Source organism: Planomonospora sp. ID67723, assembly GCF_015711605.1.
In the GTDB taxonomy this organism is placed as follows: domain Bacteria; phylum Actinomycetota; class Actinomycetes; order Streptosporangiales; family Streptosporangiaceae; genus Planomonospora_A.
The window spans coordinates 240,932-255,645 of the sequence record NZ_JABTEZ010000005.1; the positions used below are offsets into that span (position 1 = coordinate 240,932).

Annotated in this window: 16 protein-coding genes and 3 tRNA genes; 12 read left to right on the forward strand and 7 right to left on the reverse strand. The window is 70.7% G+C overall.

Features of this window, described 5'->3' with window-relative positions:
* Positions 1-10 precede the first annotated feature (10 nt).
* Positions 11-1,990, reverse strand: a complete 1,980-nt coding sequence (locus HS041_RS31900) for a M3 family metallopeptidase (protein ID WP_196444580.1) — start codon at positions 1,988-1,990, stop codon at positions 11-13.
* 184 nt (positions 1,991-2,174) lie between these two features.
* Between HS041_RS31900 and HS041_RS31905 the strand changes: the two genes are divergently transcribed.
* From HS041_RS31905 to HS041_RS31920, 4 genes are all read left to right on the forward strand, one after another.
* Positions 2,175-2,246 (forward strand) — tRNA-Gln (locus HS041_RS31905).
* 61 nt (positions 2,247-2,307) lie between these two features.
* A tRNA-Glu gene (locus HS041_RS31910) sits at positions 2,308-2,383 on the forward strand.
* A 15-nt stretch (positions 2,384-2,398) separates the two neighbouring features.
* Positions 2,399-2,471, forward strand: a tRNA-Glu gene (locus tag HS041_RS31915).
* 123 nt (positions 2,472-2,594) lie between these two features.
* Positions 2,595-3,560 (forward strand): TlpA disulfide reductase family protein, encoded by a 966-nt coding sequence (locus HS041_RS31920; protein WP_196444581.1) that lies wholly within the window; start codon positions 2,595-2,597, stop codon positions 3,558-3,560.
* A 21-nt stretch (positions 3,561-3,581) separates the two neighbouring features.
* On the opposite strand, the gene HS041_RS31925 is transcribed toward HS041_RS31920, so the two are convergent.
* Positions 3,582-3,938, reverse strand: a complete 357-nt coding sequence (locus HS041_RS31925; RefSeq protein WP_196444582.1) for an ArsR/SmtB family transcription factor — start codon at positions 3,936-3,938, stop codon at positions 3,582-3,584.
* A gap of 49 nt (positions 3,939-3,987) precedes the next feature.
* On the opposite strand from HS041_RS31925, the gene HS041_RS31930 reads away from it, so the two are divergent.
* The gene (locus HS041_RS31930) at positions 3,988-4,140 is read left to right on the forward strand and encodes a hypothetical protein (RefSeq protein ID WP_196444583.1); all 153 of its coding nucleotides are present in this window, start codon (positions 3,988-3,990) and stop codon (positions 4,138-4,140) included.
* Between the two features lie 41 nt (positions 4,141-4,181).
* Positions 4,182-4,550, forward strand: a complete 369-nt coding sequence (locus HS041_RS31935; RefSeq protein ID WP_196444584.1) for a hypothetical protein — start codon at positions 4,182-4,184, stop codon at positions 4,548-4,550.
* A gap of 483 nt (positions 4,551-5,033) precedes the next feature.
* Here HS041_RS31935 and HS041_RS31940 read toward each other — a convergent pair whose 3' ends face one another.
* Both HS041_RS31940 and HS041_RS31945 read right to left on the reverse strand, forming a co-directional pair.
* Positions 5,034-6,779 (reverse strand): protein-tyrosine phosphatase family protein, encoded by a 1,746-nt coding sequence (locus tag HS041_RS31940; protein WP_196444585.1) that lies wholly within the window; start codon positions 6,777-6,779, stop codon positions 5,034-5,036.
* A 103-nt stretch (positions 6,780-6,882) separates the two neighbouring features.
* Positions 6,883-7,599, reverse strand: coding sequence for an IclR family transcriptional regulator (locus tag HS041_RS31945; RefSeq protein WP_196444586.1), 717 nt, complete (start codon positions 7,597-7,599; stop codon positions 6,883-6,885).
* A 96-nt stretch (positions 7,600-7,695) separates the two neighbouring features.
* Here HS041_RS31945 and leuC point away from each other — a divergent pair, with 96 nt between their 5' ends.
* From leuC to HS041_RS31965, 4 genes are all read left to right on the forward strand, one after another.
* The gene (leuC, locus tag HS041_RS31950) at positions 7,696-9,075 is read left to right on the forward strand and encodes a 3-isopropylmalate dehydratase large subunit (RefSeq protein ID WP_196444587.1); all 1,380 of its coding nucleotides are present in this window, start codon (positions 7,696-7,698) and stop codon (positions 9,073-9,075) included.
* Positions 9,076-9,087: 12 nt separating this feature from the next.
* On the forward strand, positions 9,088-9,675 hold the full coding sequence (leuD, locus tag HS041_RS31955) for a 3-isopropylmalate dehydratase small subunit (protein WP_196444588.1): 588 nt from the start codon (positions 9,088-9,090) through the stop codon (positions 9,673-9,675).
* A complete protein-coding gene (locus tag HS041_RS31960; RefSeq protein ID WP_196444589.1) occupies positions 9,654-9,908 on the forward strand; it encodes an SCO5555 family protein in 255 nt (84 codons plus the stop codon). The genes leuD and HS041_RS31960 overlap by 22 nt, the downstream gene beginning before the upstream one ends.
* A gap of 144 nt (positions 9,909-10,052) precedes the next feature.
* Positions 10,053-10,349, forward strand: coding sequence for an HU family DNA-binding protein (locus tag HS041_RS31965; RefSeq protein WP_196444590.1), 297 nt, complete (start codon positions 10,053-10,055; stop codon positions 10,347-10,349).
* Between the two features lie 99 nt (positions 10,350-10,448).
* Here HS041_RS31965 and HS041_RS31970 read toward each other — a convergent pair whose 3' ends face one another.
* Positions 10,449-10,652 carry a hypothetical protein gene (locus HS041_RS31970; RefSeq protein ID WP_196444591.1) on the reverse strand — a complete coding sequence of 68 codons (204 nt, stop codon included), beginning with the start codon at positions 10,650-10,652 and terminating at the stop codon, positions 10,449-10,451.
* A 30-nt stretch (positions 10,653-10,682) separates the two neighbouring features.
* Positions 10,683-11,486, reverse strand: coding sequence for a TetR/AcrR family transcriptional regulator (locus HS041_RS31975; protein WP_196444592.1), 804 nt, complete (start codon positions 11,484-11,486; stop codon positions 10,683-10,685).
* Positions 11,487-11,708: 222 nt separating this feature from the next.
* Between HS041_RS31975 and HS041_RS31980 the strand changes: the two genes are divergently transcribed.
* Positions 11,709-13,154 (forward strand): MFS transporter, encoded by a 1,446-nt coding sequence (locus HS041_RS31980; RefSeq protein WP_196444593.1) that lies wholly within the window; start codon positions 11,709-11,711, stop codon positions 13,152-13,154.
* Between the two features lie 48 nt (positions 13,155-13,202).
* Here HS041_RS31980 and cofC read toward each other — a convergent pair whose 3' ends face one another.
* Complete coding sequence (gene cofC, locus HS041_RS31985; RefSeq protein WP_196444594.1) at positions 13,203-13,904, reverse strand: 2-phospho-L-lactate guanylyltransferase; 702 nt, start codon at positions 13,902-13,904, stop codon at positions 13,203-13,205.
* A gap of 67 nt (positions 13,905-13,971) precedes the next feature.
* Here cofC and HS041_RS31990 point away from each other — a divergent pair, with 67 nt between their 5' ends.
* Positions 13,972-14,697, forward strand: coding sequence for a lysophospholipid acyltransferase family protein (locus HS041_RS31990; protein ID WP_196444595.1), 726 nt, complete (start codon positions 13,972-13,974; stop codon positions 14,695-14,697).
* Positions 14,698-14,714 lie beyond the last annotated feature (17 nt).

Sequence of the window (14,714 nt, forward strand, 5' to 3'; positions counted from 1 at the left end):
GGCTGAGACGTCAGCCCAGCAGGCCGCGTCGCTTCAGCAGGGGTTCGATGCGGGGGTCGCGGCCGCGGAAGGCGCGGAAGGCGTCCATCACGTCCCTGGAGCCGCCCACCGAGAGCAGGGTGGAGCGGAAGTGGTCGCCGTTCTCCCGCCTGAGGCCGCCGTTCTCCTGGAACCAGTCGACGCTCTCGGCGTCCAGGACCTCGCTCCAGATGTAGGAGTAGTAGCCGGCGCTGTAGCCGCCCGTGCCGTCGAAGAAGATGTGCGCGAAGTAGTTCGTCCGGTAGCGGCTGCGGACCAGCGCGAAGGCGGCTCCGGCGCGCTCCAGGGCCGCCGCCTCGAACGCCTCGGCGTCCAGCACGGTCTCACCCGGGGCCAGCTTGTGCCAGGCCCAGTCCAGCAGCGCGGCGGCGAGATACTCCACCGTTGCGAACCCCTGGTTGAACTTCTCGGCGGCCTTCATCTTCTCCAGCAGCTCCGCCGGGACCGGTTCGCCGGTCTCGTGGTGCCTGGCGAAGTTGGCCAGGACGGACGGCCAGGTCGCCCACATCTCGTTGACCTGTGAGGGGTACTCCACGAAGTCGCGCGGTACCTCGGTGCCGGAGACCCGGGGGAAGCGCACGTCGGAGAAGAGGCCGTGCAGGGCGTGGCCGAACTCGTGGAAGGCGGTGTTGACCTCGTCGAAGGTCAGCAGCGTCGGGCCCTCGGCGGGCTTGGTGATGTTGAGGTTGTTCATCACCACCGGCAGCTCGCCGAACAGGTGAGACTGGTCCACCAGGTTGTTCATCCACGCGCCGCCGCGCTTGGTGGGCCGGGCGTAGGGGTCGAGCAGGAACAGGCCCAGCGGCGAGCCGTCGGCGTTGAAGACCTCGTAGGCCCGGACGTCGGGGTGGTATCCGGCCAGGTCGGGCCGGTCGGTGAAGGTGACGCCGTACAGCTCGGTGGCGGCGTGGAAGATGCCGTCCTTCAGCACCCGGTCCAGCTCGAAGTAGGGGCGCAGCTCGGAGCTGTCGAAGTCGTAGCGGGCCTTGCGCACCTTCTCGGCGTAGAACGACCAGTCCCACGGCTCGATGGCGAATCCGGCCTGCTCGCTCAGGGCCTCGGCCTCCCGCCGGGCGTTGGCCACCGCGGGGCCGACGAGCTTGCCGAGCATCTCCTCGACGGCCTCGGTGGTCTTGGCGGTCTGGTCGGCGACGGAGTAGGCGGCGTGGTTCGGGTAGCCGAGCAGGGCCGCCCGCTCGGCGCGGAGCGTCGCCATTTTGATCGCCAGCTCGAAGTTCTCCGGCGCCCGGCCGGTCGAGAGCTCGTACAGCCTCCTGCGGGTCTCCCGGTTCGTCAGCTCGGCCAGGGCGGGCTGGTTGGTGAAGTTGAGGAGCGGCAGGACGTACTTGCCGTCCTTCTCGATCGCCTTGACCGCGCTCTCCGAGAGCCCGTCCAGCTCCTTGGCGTCCTCGACGACCAGCGCCGAGGCGGTGGAGGCCTTCAGCAGGTTCTGCGAGAAGGTCGTGGCGAGGGTGGACAGCTCCTCGTTGAGTGCCCTCAGCCGCTCCTGCTCGGTCTCCGACAGCTCGGCGCCGGCCCGCACGAAGTCCACCCGGTACTTCTCCAGCAGCCAGGCCTCCTCCGGGTCCTCGGTGGTGACCTGCTTGATGCGCGAGTAGAGGGCGCGGTTCAGGTGGATGGCGTCGCGGTGCTTGGTCAGCAGGGGGGAGATCTCGGTCTCGATCTCGCGGATGCCGTCGGTCGCGTCGGAGGCGACGATGCTGAAGAAGACGGTCGCCGTCCGCTTCAGGATCCGGCCGGAGCGCTCGAGAGCCTCGATGGTGTTGGCGAAGGTGGCGGGCGCGGGATCGTTCGCGATCGCCTCCACCTCCTGGAGTTGTTCCGCCATGCCGCGCTCGAAGGCGGGCAGGTAGTGCTCCTCCCGGATCTGTGCGAAGGGCGGCAGCTGGTAGGGCAGGGTGCTGGACGCGAAGAACGGGTTCTCAGCCACGGGGCGGGCTCCTCATACGCGGACGGATCTCCCCAGCAGCGTTACATAACAGGCCATCAATGGGCACTCCGACCTCGGGTGGTTCGCCGCGAGCCGACCGGAAGCAATCGTTTTGGTCTTGGCACTCAAGGTGGGCTATTCTTGCGGAGTCGCCAGGGAACACCGCAAGGGAAGCCCAGTGCGGTGGGGTATGGTGTAATTGGCAGCACGACTGATTCTGGTTCAGTTAGTCTAGGTTCGAGTCCTGGTACCCCAGCTGCAGCTCTCCCCAGAGCTGTTATGGATCCGGCTTCGCCGGTTCCGACATCAGTGTGCAGGGTCCCGTCGTCTAGTGGCCTAGGACGCCGCCCTCTCAAGGCGGTAACGCCGGTTCGAATCCGGTCGGGACTACCACTGTCACACGTGCAAGGCTCCGTCGTCTAGTGGCCTAGGACGCCGCCCTCTCAAGGCGGTAGCGCCGGTTCGAATCCGGTCGGGGCTACATCGAGGAACCCCCGGAAGCAACGGCTTCCGGGGGTTTTCTGCTTCTCCGGGAACACCTCTTGATTGGATAGCGCTCTTATCTAATAATTGGAGAGTGACACTATCCAATGGAGGAGCGAAGATGATCACTTTGCTGGCGGACGGGCGGGAGAGCGCGATCGAGGGGCGGATCGTGCCGCACGGCACGACGGTCCTCGGCTGGGAGCGCAAGCCGCACGGCTGGTGCCGGGGCGAGGCGTGCGTCCCGTCGTTCCGGGCCGCGGCGGCCGAGACGGACGGGGGCGTGGACCTGGTGGCCTTCGCCGAGCTGCTCGGCAGGCAGGCGGTGGCCGACGAGGAGGAGGGCGTGATCGCGGTCGGGGAACCGGCCTGGACCGTCCCCGGCGAGGCGCCCGGGTTCGAGGAGCTGACCGCGCTGCGGGGCACCAAGGCCGCCGTCGTCTTCTGGGCCTCCTGGTGCGGCTGCCGCTACGACCTGCCCGCCTGGGAGGCGCTCCACCGCGAGATGGCCGGGTACGGCTTCAGCGTGCTCAGCGTCTCCCTCGACCGCGATCCCGCGGATGCGCGCGAGTGGCTCGACGGTGTCACCCATCCGGCTGTGGTCGACGCCGACGGCCGGATCGCGGAGCTCTACAACGTCGTGAACGTGCCGACCGTGATCTGGGTCGACGAGGCGGGCCGCATCGCCCGTCCGCAGGACACCATGACCGCCACCGACACCTTCCGGTCGATGAACGGCCTGTCCTCCGAGCGGGCCGTCGCGGCGCTGCGCCGCTGGGTGACGGAGGGCGAGGCCGGGACGACCGACCGCGAGCTGCGCCCCCCCACCGAGGACGAGCGCCGGGCCCGCCTGCACGCGCGGGTCGCGGCCTGGCTGCTGCGCGCGGGCCGTACGGCCGCCGCCGTGCGGCATCTGGAGACGGCCGCCGGACTGGCCCCGCACGACCTGGCCATTCGCCGCGGTCTCATGCCGCTGCGGGGCATCGACCCGTTCGGCGAGGAGTACTTCAAGATCCGCGAGGAGCTGGAGGCGGCCGGCATCGCGATCTACCGCCCGCTTCCCGACTGGCAGGAGGAGCCTCGCTGAAGACCCGTCTCGCTGCGGGGTTCAGTCGTGGCGGGGCAGACCGGACACCTCGTGATCGGCGTGGAACAGGGCCTCGGCGATGAGGGCGCGCACATGGGTGTCGCGAGCGCGGTACAGCACCCGGCGCCCGTCGCGGCGGGTGCGCACCAGCCCGGCCAGGCGGAGCTTGGCCAGGTGCTGGGAGACCGACGGCCTGGCCACCCCGATCGCCGTGGCGAGAGAGCCCACATCGTACTCGTCCGAGGACAGCAGCCACATCAGCCGCAACCGGGTGGCGTCGCTGAGCATGCGGAAGGCGGTGACGGCCGCCTCCAACTGCGCGCCCGTCGGCTGCTCCCGCGGAGAGCCTGCACCTGGTTCGTTGTCGCGTGCATACATGCGTACATATAATCCGGACAAAAGGGCCGATCGCAAGCGAAGTGCGCCGATGACTGGTCTGGCCCCCTCCCGGCGCGGCCACCAGCACGGCCCCGAGCAGGGGCACGGCCATGGGTACGGGCACGGGTACGGGTACGGGCGCGGCGGGATCGCGCGCGGGCACGCCGTTCCCGCCGCCCCTGAGGCTCTGGCCATCTTCTGAAACCATGGTTACAGTAGCCCTGGTTTCACCGGGGAGGTGCGATGGGAGGAACGGTGCTCTTCGTGTGCCCGCACGGCGCGGGCAAGAGCAGGATCGCCGCAGCGTGGTTCGCCGGGTCGGCGCCGCCGGGATGGTCGGCGAGCACGGCGGGGCTGGAGCCACAGCACCAGGTGAGCCTGCACGCTCCGCGCCTGCTCGCCGGCACCGAGGTGGAGGGTCTGCTGGACCTGCGCCTGCCGCGCCCGCTGTCCGCGGTCCCCGGCGCGGCGGTGGTCGTGGCGATCGACTGCCCGCCCGGCGCGGTCGCCGGCGCGGTGGAATGGCACTTGCAGCACACGGAGTTCGACGAACACCTGAACGCCGAGCTTCGGAGCCGGGCCCGGAGCCTGGCGGCGGAGCTGGCATCATGACGGATGCGGCCGGCCAGTGGGCGCTGCCGGCCTATCGGATCCCGCGTCAGCCCTCCACCCTGCGGATCACCATCCGGCGCAAACTGGAGCGCGGACGACGCTCCGGCGCCGCTCATTCCCGACGATGCGCTGCACCACGCCCAGCCGAGCCGTCGCCACGCGCTGACGGTGCTGGTCGTGGGTCCGGCCGCCTGGGGTCTGCCCATGGCGGCCGTCATCGCGCTGACCGGCGCTGACAGCGTCTTCACCACGCAGGGCCTGTTCTTCTCCGGGACCGCGCTGGCGACCTTCGGCGGAGCGTACGCGGTGCTCGCCTTCGTCGCCCAACGCGCGGTGGAGACCTACGCGTGGCTCTCGCTGGCCGAGACGGTCTGCGGCCTGGCGCTGGCCGATGACCTGCGCCGCCCGTCCCCGGCCGGAGGGGTCCGGGGGACAGGCGCGTCCGGGGAGCCTTCCGTGCCCGCGCCGCGGGCACGGAAGGCGCTAGTTGTGGTCGGAGCGGACCTTGAACAGGGCTCGCTTGGCGGCCTTGCCGACCTGGCGGTCGGGGTGGGCCTTGCCGATCGCCTCCAGGAGCTCCTCCAGGTGCGGGTGGGGGACCTTCCAGATCACGTCGAGCAGGGTGACCAGGGTCTGCGCCGGGCCGATGTCGTCCAGGCTGCTGACGAACTCGGGCCGGCCGAGGCCGGCGGAGATGGTCAGCATGTCGAGGATCAGCCAGTGGGTGTCGGCCTGGGTGGGCGGGGGAGCGTCGTCGATGCCGAGCTGGGCCAGGTGCGTCGCGGCGTAGGGCCGCAGGGACGGCTCGTCCAGGGCGTCCCACCACGCGGGCACGGCCACCTCGCCGAGCGAGCCGACCAGGCTGGCGGCCTGGACCCTGACCAGGGCGTCCGCGTCGTCCTCCGCCGCGGCCCGCAGCAGCTCTTTGGCGGCCTGGCCGGGCTCGCGCAGCTCCATCCAGGCGGCGAACTCGGCGTCCGCCTCCTCCTCGGGCAGCTCCGCGCTGAAGGAGAGCAGGTCGAGGGCGGTCATCGCGTCGATGGCGGGGCGGGCGTCCAGCTCGATGTCCTCGTCGTCCACCAGGTGGACCACGCCCTCCATGCCGAGCGGCGTCAGCCGTACCTGCTCGTGCTCGACCTCGACCATGCCGTATCCGGACAGCCAGTCGAGCACCGGGTTGAGCGGGTCGCCGTACAGCTGGCTGGCGGCGGCCCACGCCTCGGCGCCCAGGTCGTCGTATTCGGCGGCGGCCTCGGCCAGCTCGGTGCGGAGCTCGGCCAGCGGCTTGGAGCCCCTCGCGAGCAGCACCCGGACCAGCAGGGCCCGGGTGAGCCCGGACAGGGCGATCGTGGCTTCCTCGTCGTCCAGCTCGGGGTCGCCGTAGTCGACCGAGTGCAGGCCGGTCAGCCAGGCGTCGAGGACGTCGTCGTCGTCTTCGAAGGGCCACTCGGCGGTGTCGGCGTCGACGCTGACGGTGTCCTCGCCCTCGGGCTGGAGGAAGTCGAGGTCGATCGCGAGGTTCCAGACGTTCCAGAGCGCGGGGACCGCGTCGGCCAGCGGGCCGCCGTCCGCCCCGCCGGAGGGGGCGGGGAAGCCGAGGACGGCCAGGGCCTCGGTGATCTCGTCGTCGGTGAGCAGGTTCTCCTCGCCGACCCGGCGCTCCGTGCCGACCCAGACGGCCAGGTCGCGGGCCTTGCCGATCAGCACCGTCCGGCGGGCGGCCACGGCCAGCTCGGAGTCCGGGCGGAGCCGGATCGTGGGCAGGGCGGCGAGGTCGTCCGCGAACGGCTCGAAGTCGCCCAGCCCCTCGGAGTCGTCCTCGTCCTCGTCGTAGTCGTCACCGTCCTCGGTGACGAGGTCCTCCATCGCGTCGACGACGTCGTCCTCGATCCGGTCGAGCTCGGTGAGCAGGTCCTGCAGCGGGGCCGAGCCCTTGGCCAGCCGGCCCGTCTCGGAGAGATAGGTCAGGTAGGCGCGGACGGCCGGCACCATCCCCTCGGCCGCGGCCTCGGGGTCCTCCACCACTTGGGGCATCCGGTCGAGCAGCACCGTGCGCAGATCGGCCCGCTTCCAGCGCCCGACGTCGTCGGAGGCGGTCAGCCGGTGCCAGAGGGCGACGGAGCCCACCAGGTTGGAGTCGCTGCCGGGCGCGTTCTCACGAGCCCAGAGAATGAATTCTTGGAGCAGGGGACGCAGTTCAGCGGCGGCTGCCTCGATGCGATCTGTCACCTGCCCAGCCTAGGGGCCCGCAGGGGTACTTGCCTCCCCATATCGCGTGGCCTGCGCCGAGTGGCGGGGGCCGGCCCCGGCGTCTCCGGCCGCCCCCGCAGGCTCAGCTCGTCCGCCGCATGGACTCGGTGATGCGCTCGGCCGCGGCGACCACGGGGGCGGCGTGCATCCGGCCGGGGGTGCGGGTGAGACGCTCAATCGGCCCGGAGACGGAGATCGCGGCGACGACCTTGCCGCCCGTGCCCCTGATCGGCGCGGAGACGCTGGCCACGCCCTGCTCACGCTCGCCGACGCTGTGCGCCCAGCCCCTGCGCCGGACGCTGGAGAGGGTGGCGGCGGTGAACTTGGCGCCGCGCAGGCCGCGGTGGAGGCGGTCCGGCTCCTCCCAGGCCAGCAGGATCTGCGCCGCGGAACCGGCGAACATCGGCAGGGCCGAGCCGACGGGCACGGTGTCGCGCAGCCCGCTGGCGCGCTCGGCTGCGGCCACGCACACCCGCTCGTCACCCTGGCGGCGGTACAGCTGCGCGCTTTCCCCGGTCATGTCCCTGAGCTGGGTCAATATCGGGGACGCGACGGCCAGCAGCCGGTCCTCCCCGGCGGCGGTGGACAGCTCGGAGAGCCGGGGGCCGAGCACGAACCTGCCCTGCGTGTCTCGCGAGACGATGCGGTGGTGCTCCAGCGCGACCGCCAGCCGGTGGGCCGTGGGGCGCGCCAACCCGGTCGCCTGGACGAGCTGCGCCAGGGAAGCCGGACCGGCCTCGAGAGCGTTGAGCACGAGAACGGCCTTGTCGAGTACGCCGACTCCGCTAGAGTTGTCCATACACCGATACTGCCGTCTCGACATATGAGAAAGCAAGTCGGATCCGAGGCGGTGCGACGAAGCACCGCGGGCGGATAAGGATCGCGAGGAGGCGACATGGGCCGCACGCTGGCGGAGAAGGTCTGGGAGCAGCACGTCGTGCGACGTGCCGAGGGAGAGCCGGACCTGCTCTACATCGACCTTCACCTCGTTCACGAGGTGACCAGCCCGCAGGCGTTCGACGGCCTGCGCATGGCGGGGCGGAAGGTGCGGCGGCCGGACCTCACCATCGCCACCGAGGACCACAACGTCCCGACCCTGGTCGGCCCGATCACCGACCCGGTCTCCAAGACCCAGGTCGAGACGCTGCGCAAGAACTGCGCGGAGTTCGGTGTCCGGCTGCACCCCATGGGGGACGCGGGCCAGGGCGTCGTGCACATCATCGGGCCGCAGTTCGGCCTGACGCAGCCGGGCATGACCATCGTGTGTGGCGATTCTCACACCTCCACGCACGGTGCCTTCGGCGGCATCGCCTTCGGCATCGGCACCTCCGAGGTGGAGCACGTGCTGGCCACCCAGACGCTGCCCGCCTACCGGCCCAAGACGATGGCGATCGAGGTCTCCGGGGAGCTGCCGGCCGGTGTCACGGCCAAGGACCTGATCCTGGCGATCATCGCCAAGATCGGCACCGGCGGCGGCCAGGGCTACATCGTCGAGTACCGCGGCGAGGCCATCCGCAAGCTCTCCATGGAGGGCCGGATGACCGTCTGCAACATGTCCATCGAGGCGGGCGCCCGGGCGGGCATGATCGCTCCGGACGAGACCACCTTCGAGTACCTCAAGGGCCGTCCCCACGCGCCCGGCGGCGACGCCTGGGACGCCGCGGTCGAATACTGGAAGTCGCTGACGACCGACGAGGACGCCGTCTTCGACGCCGTCGTGGAGATCGACGCCTCGACGCTGACCCCGTTCGTCACCTGGGGGACCAACCCGGGCCAGGGCGCTCCGCTGGGGGCGGCCGTGCCGGTCCCGGAGGAGACCGACGACCCGGCCGCCGCCCGGCGCGCGCTGGAGTACATGGGCCTGACCGCGGGCACCCCGCTGCGCGAGATCGCGGTGGACACCGTCTTCGTGGGCTCGTGCACCAACGGCCGCCTGGAGGACCTGCGGGCCGTCGCCGAGGTGCTGCGCGGCCGCCGGGTCGTCACCCGCACGCTGATCGTGCCCGGTTCCATGCTGGTCAAGCTCCAGGCCGAGAAGGAGGGGCTGCACGAGGTGTTCAAGGCCGCCGGCGCCGAGTGGCGCGAGGCGGGCTGCTCGATGTGCCTGGGCATGAACCCCGACACCCTCGCCCCCGGCGAGCGCAGCGCCTCGACCTCCAACCGCAACTTCGAGGGGCGCCAGGGCAAGGGCGGCCGCACCCACCTGGTCTCGCCCGCCGTCGCCGCCGCCACCGCCGTCACCGGCAAGCTGACCGCCCCCGCCGACCTGGCCTAGGAGATGCCGACCATGGACGCTTTCACCACCCACACCGGCCGGGCCGTGCCGCTGCGCCGGAGCAACGTCGACACCGACCAGATCATCCCGGCCGTCTGGCTCAAGCAGGTCAGCCGGACCGGATTCGACAAGGGCCTGTTCTCCGCCTGGCGCGAGGACCCGGAGTTCGTCCTGAACCAGCCCGCCTACCAGGGCGCCTCGATCCTCGTCTCCGGACCCGACTTCGGCACCGGCTCCTCGCGCGAGCACGCGGTCTGGGCCCTGCAGCAGTACGGCTTCCGCGTCGTGATCGCCGCCCGCTTCGGCGACATCTTCCGTAACAACTCCACCAAGATGGGCCTGTTGCCGGTCGTGCTCCCGGCCGAGACCGTCGAGGCCCTGCAGTCGGCCGTCGAGGCCGACCCCGCCATCGAGGTCACCGTCGACCTGGGCGAACGCCGGGTCCGCTGGGGCGGTGAGTCCGCCGGGTTCGAGATCGACGACTACACCCGCTGGCGGCTGATGGAGGGCCTGGACGACATCGGTCTGACCCTGCGCAACGCTGACGACATCGCGACATACGAGAATGGTCGGCAGCCATGGCTGCCGACGACCGTCTGACACGTTCAGAAGACGAGCTGGCGCGGCGGTTGCGCGAGGCGCACCGCCGCGTCCGCGCGCTGCCGTTTCCCGCCGAGGAGAAACAGCGTCTCGCCAAGCGCCTGCTGAGCATCTGCGACCTGTCCAAGCGCGACCTGGGTCACGCTGCAGCACGCCTGAAATTGTTCTTTATTGACCTAGATGTCCTCATTTCTGACACAGAGGGTGCTGGAAATATTGCGGAAGGTGATTGAGTCGCGCGCTTCCGTCCCCTAATTTCAAGCGGGTAAGGGGTTTCTCGCTCGGCCAGAGACCCCTCGCGGCGACAAACGGGTGAGACGGGCTTCTGCTTCACGGCCCGCTCCCGGACATCGGCAACTAGGGGAGCCAGCATCCTGATGAACAAGAAAGAACTCGTCGACACCATCGCCGGCAAGGTGGGAGACAAGAAGACCGCCACCGAGGCCGTGAACGCGGTGCTCGACGCCATCCAGAACGCCGTCGCCAGCGGTGACAAGGTCTCCATCACGGGCTTCGGCGCCTTCGAGATGGTGCACAAGCCGGCCCGCACGGCCAGGAACCCTTCGACCGGCGCCGAGATCAAGGTGGCCGAGAGCTGGGCGCCGAAGTTCCGTCCGGGCTCCGACTTCAAGGAACTCGTCAACGAGGGCGGCAAGAAGGCCGCCAAGAAGTAGGGCTGCGAAGGCAGAGCTTGCGCGTGAGGCGCCCGGATCCCCGTCGCGGGGCCGGGCGCCCGCGGTTTCCGGGGACGCCTCCCGGCGACCGGCGCCCGCCTACCCCGGGAGAGGGAATGTCGAGAGCGTGACGTAGGTGACGACCTCGCCGTCCATGACGATGCCCACCCGCTGACCGGATCGGAGCAGCCGGAGCGGTCCCGCGTCGAACGCCGCCGCGCCGAACGGGATCTCGGTCCCGTCGTCCAGGAAAACCGACCCCGAACGGGTCGCGGGGTCGAAGGCCTTCACGGTCGCCTGCACGTCCATCACTCTAACGGGCGGCGGCGCGGCTCACCCCTCTCCCCGTTCGCCCGTTTCTTCCGGCCCGCCCGCTGCACTCCGGGCGGTCGGCCCGGGGTGGCCTGCGGTCGCGGCGTTCTCCGCGGCCTCCTCGGCGAAGGAGGCCAGGCCGCGGATGATGATCTCCACTGCGAGGTCGAACCGGTCGTCCTCGTCACGGGGCAGCATGTGGTCGGCCAGCGCGATCAGGTTGGGGAAGCGGTCGGGGGGCAGGTCCGCGAAGAACTGCCTGAGGTGGGCTCTCATGTCCGGCCAGGAGAGCCCGTCGGAGCCGCGGCGGCGGTTCTCCAGCATGCTCTCCTCGAAGGCGAACCCGTCGATGAACGTGGAGATGATGTCGCCGGCGGCCCCGGCCACGCGGTCGGGGAGGCCGGCGACGCGGAAGAGGCTGACGAGCCGTTCCATCTGCGGTAGCACCTCGGGGCTGAACGGCACCCCGGTCATGGAGATCCTGGCCAGGTCGCGGTGCCCGCGCAGGCGTTTCAGCCCTTCCCTGGCGAAGTCGGCGACCTGCTCCCGCCAGCGCGCGGGATCGGGATCGGGCAGGGTCCAGCCGCGGAAGAGCCGGAGGTACATGAGTTCGAGCAGTTCGTCCTTGCTGCTCACGTGGGTGTAGAGGGCGGAGACGGCGACGCCGAGCTCGGTGGCGACCTGGCGCATGCTCAGCTTCTCGTAGCCCTCGCGGTCGAGCACCGTGTAGGCGGCGTCGACGATCCGCTCGGGGGTGAGCGGTATCCGGGCGGGGGTGCGACGGCGCGCCCGGTCCCAGGGCAGCGCGGGCAGCTCGTCACTCATGCCTGCAGTCTACTGTCGGCTGAACGGCGCTCGTTTTCACTGAACAATGCTCACTATCAAGACATATCTCGTTTCTTTCCAAGAGGCGTCATGCCTTAAGAACATCGCACGCTTCGGAGAACAGTGTTCTCTAGATGGGCAACGTTCATGTAGGGTGAACGCTGTTCAGAAGCAGTGAGCACTGTTCTCCAGAAAGATGTGAGAAATCCCATGACTGCGGATATGAAGGCACCGCTCCAAGAACCATCCGCTCCACCCGCCTACCGGTGGCGTTGGGTGGCCCTGCTGGTGATCCTGGCTGCCGAGGTGATGGACCTCCTCGACGCGATGATCACCAACATCGCCGCCCCCAGCATCCGCGACGACCTCGGCGGCACCCCCGCCACCATCCAGTGGCTCGGTGCCGCCTACACGCTCTCCATGGCTGTCGGACTGATCACCGGCGGGCGGCTCGGCGACATCTTCGGCCGCAAGCGCATGTTCCTGATCGGGGCCGCCGGGTTCACCGTGGGCTCCCTGCTGTGCGGGATCGCCCAGTCTCCCGAGATGCTCGTCGGCGCGCGGGTCGTGCAGGGCCTGTTCGGAGCGGTGATGCTGCCGCAGGGCCTCGGCATGATCAAGGAGATGTTCCCGCCCAAGGAGATGGGCGCGGCCTTCGGCCTGTTCGGCCCGGTCATGGGCCTGTCCTCGGTGGGCGGTCCGGTGCTGGCCGGCTGGCTGGTCGACTCCGACTTCTTCGGCACCGGCTGGCGAATGATCTTCCTTATCAACCTGCCGATCGGCCTGGCGGCCCTCGCGGCCGGAACGCGCTTCCTGCCCGAGTCGCGCTCGCCGCACCCGCTCAAACTGGATGTCCCGGGCGTCCTCCTGGCCACCCTCGCAGGGCTGCTGCTGGTCTACCCGCTGGTCCAGGGCCGGGAGAGCGGCTGGCCCGCCTGGGCCTTCGTGATGATCGGTGCGTCCGTCGCGGCGTTCGGGGTCTTCGGGTGGTTCGAGTCCCGCAAGGGCCGGGCGGGCGGCGATCCGCTGGTCGTGCCCGGCCTGTTCCGCAAGCGGGCGTTCACCGGAGGCCTCCTGACCGGCCTGGTGTTCTTCTCGTCGATGGCCGGCTTCATCCTGGTGTTCAACCTCTACACCCAGCTCGGCCTGGGCTACTCCACGCTGAAGGCGGGGCTCGTGATGATCCCGTGGTCGCTGGGCATGGTCGCCGGCTTCGGTCTGGCCCAGGTCGTGCAGCGCTTCGGCCGCAAGGTCCTGCAGGGCGGCGTCCTGGTGATGACCCTCGGCACGCTGGGAGTCCTGGCCACGATCGCCGCGGCGGGCGCGACGGTGACCCCCTGGCAGTTCGTCCCCGCCCTCACTGTCACCGGCATCGGCATGGGCCTGCTGATGGCGCCCTTCTTCGACATCGTGCTGGCCGGGGTCGAGCAGCACGAGACCGGCTCGGCCTCCGGCACGCTCACGGCGGTCCAGCAGCTCGGCGGCGCCTTCGGCGTGGCCCTGCTCGGCACGGTCTTCTTCGACCTGCTGGGCGCCCAGCGGATCCCCGACTTCGGCGGGGTGATGACCACCGTCCTGTGGGTCGTCGCCGGGATGCTCCTGCTGACCTTCGCCACGGCGTTCCTCCTGCCGAAGCAGGCCAGGGAGGGAGAGCAGGCCGGGCACTGAACCGCGTGCGCGCGGCGACCGTCCCGGGCACCCGCAGGCCCCGGGACGTCAGGACGGGGGAGCCCCCCGGCCGGGGGGCTCCCCCGCACGTCCTCCCGCCACCCCGATGAGCTCCGCCACAGCCAGGGTGCGGGGGCCGACCCCCAGGACCAGGGCCGCCCGCAGGTCGTCGGGGGTGTCGACGTCCCTGCGGACCGAGTCGACCCCGTCCGGGCACAACTCCTTCGCGCCGCGTCTCAGGTGGCGCTCGCGCGACTCCCCGCCGAAGCCCGGGGCGAACTCCAGGCCGGGCCGTACGCCGTAGAAGGTCGTGCCGACCTCTGCGGCGTCGGGCAGGAAGGACCGGTCGAACTCGGCGGCGGCGGTCAGCACGCGTGCCAGCTCCGCGTGCCGGAGCGCGGGCAGGTCGGCCTGGAGCGCGCCGACCGGGTCGCCGGGCGCCAGCCGTACGGCCTCCCGGGCACCGTGGCGCAGCGCCGCGTTGAGCCCCGCCTCCGGGTCGGCGACCAGGCGGGCGCCGACCCCGGACAGCGCCTCGGCCGCCACAGGGTCGCCCGTCACCACCACGACCCGCGCGACGAGGGCGCAGCTCAGCGCGGCCTCGACGGTGTCGCAGGCGATCGCCACGGCCAGCGCGGCCCGGTGCGGGCCCGCCGCCTCCGCCAGCCGGGTCTTGGCGGCGACCAGCGTCTTGACCGGGACGACGACGCTCCAGCCGGAGCTCTCGGAAGGAGGCATACCCTTAAGCATCCCGCCTCGACAGTTCCCGGAGCCAACCGGGAGACTTGGGACGCCGCACGTGCTTACGGAGGAGCTCATGAGACGCCCTGGTTGGCCGACCCGTTTCTGGGTCGCCGTGGCCGTCGTGATCGTCAAGCCGCTCTCGTGGCTCCTGGTGAAGAAGGACTGGCGGAGGGGCGACCGTCTGCCGCGCGAGGGCGCGATCATCGTGGCGACCAACCACCTGTCCTGGGTGGACCCCCTGCTGATCGCGCACTTCCTGTACAACAACGGGCGCTGGCCGGTGGTCCTGGCCAAGTCCGGGCTCTTCGCGGTGCCGGTGATCGGCCACATGGTGCGGGCGCTGCGGGCCATCCCCGTCTACCGGGGGAGCGCCGACGCGGTCCGCTCACTGCGGGAGTCCGAGGAGCGCATCGCCGAGGGGGCGTGCGTGATGTTCTACCCCGAGGGCACCTGCACCCGCGATCCGGAGTTCTGGCCGATGGAGGGCAAGACCGGTGCCGCCCGGCTGGCCCTGGAGACCGGCGTGCCGGTGATCCCGGTGGCGCACTGGGGAGCCCAGGAGATCCTGCCGTACGGCGAGAAGCGCCCGCGCCTGTTCCCCCGCAAGACCTTCCGCGTGCTGGTCGGGCCGCCGGTGGACCTGTCGAAGTACCGGGGCGGGCCGGAAGGGCAGCCGCCCCGGGCGGAGGTCCTGCGGGAGGCGACCGCCGACATCATGGCGGCGGTCACGGAGCAGCTCGCCGAGCTGCGCGGGGAGAAAGCGCCGACCGCCCCCTTCAAGAAGCCCTCTGACAGCTGACTTCGACGTACGGTGAT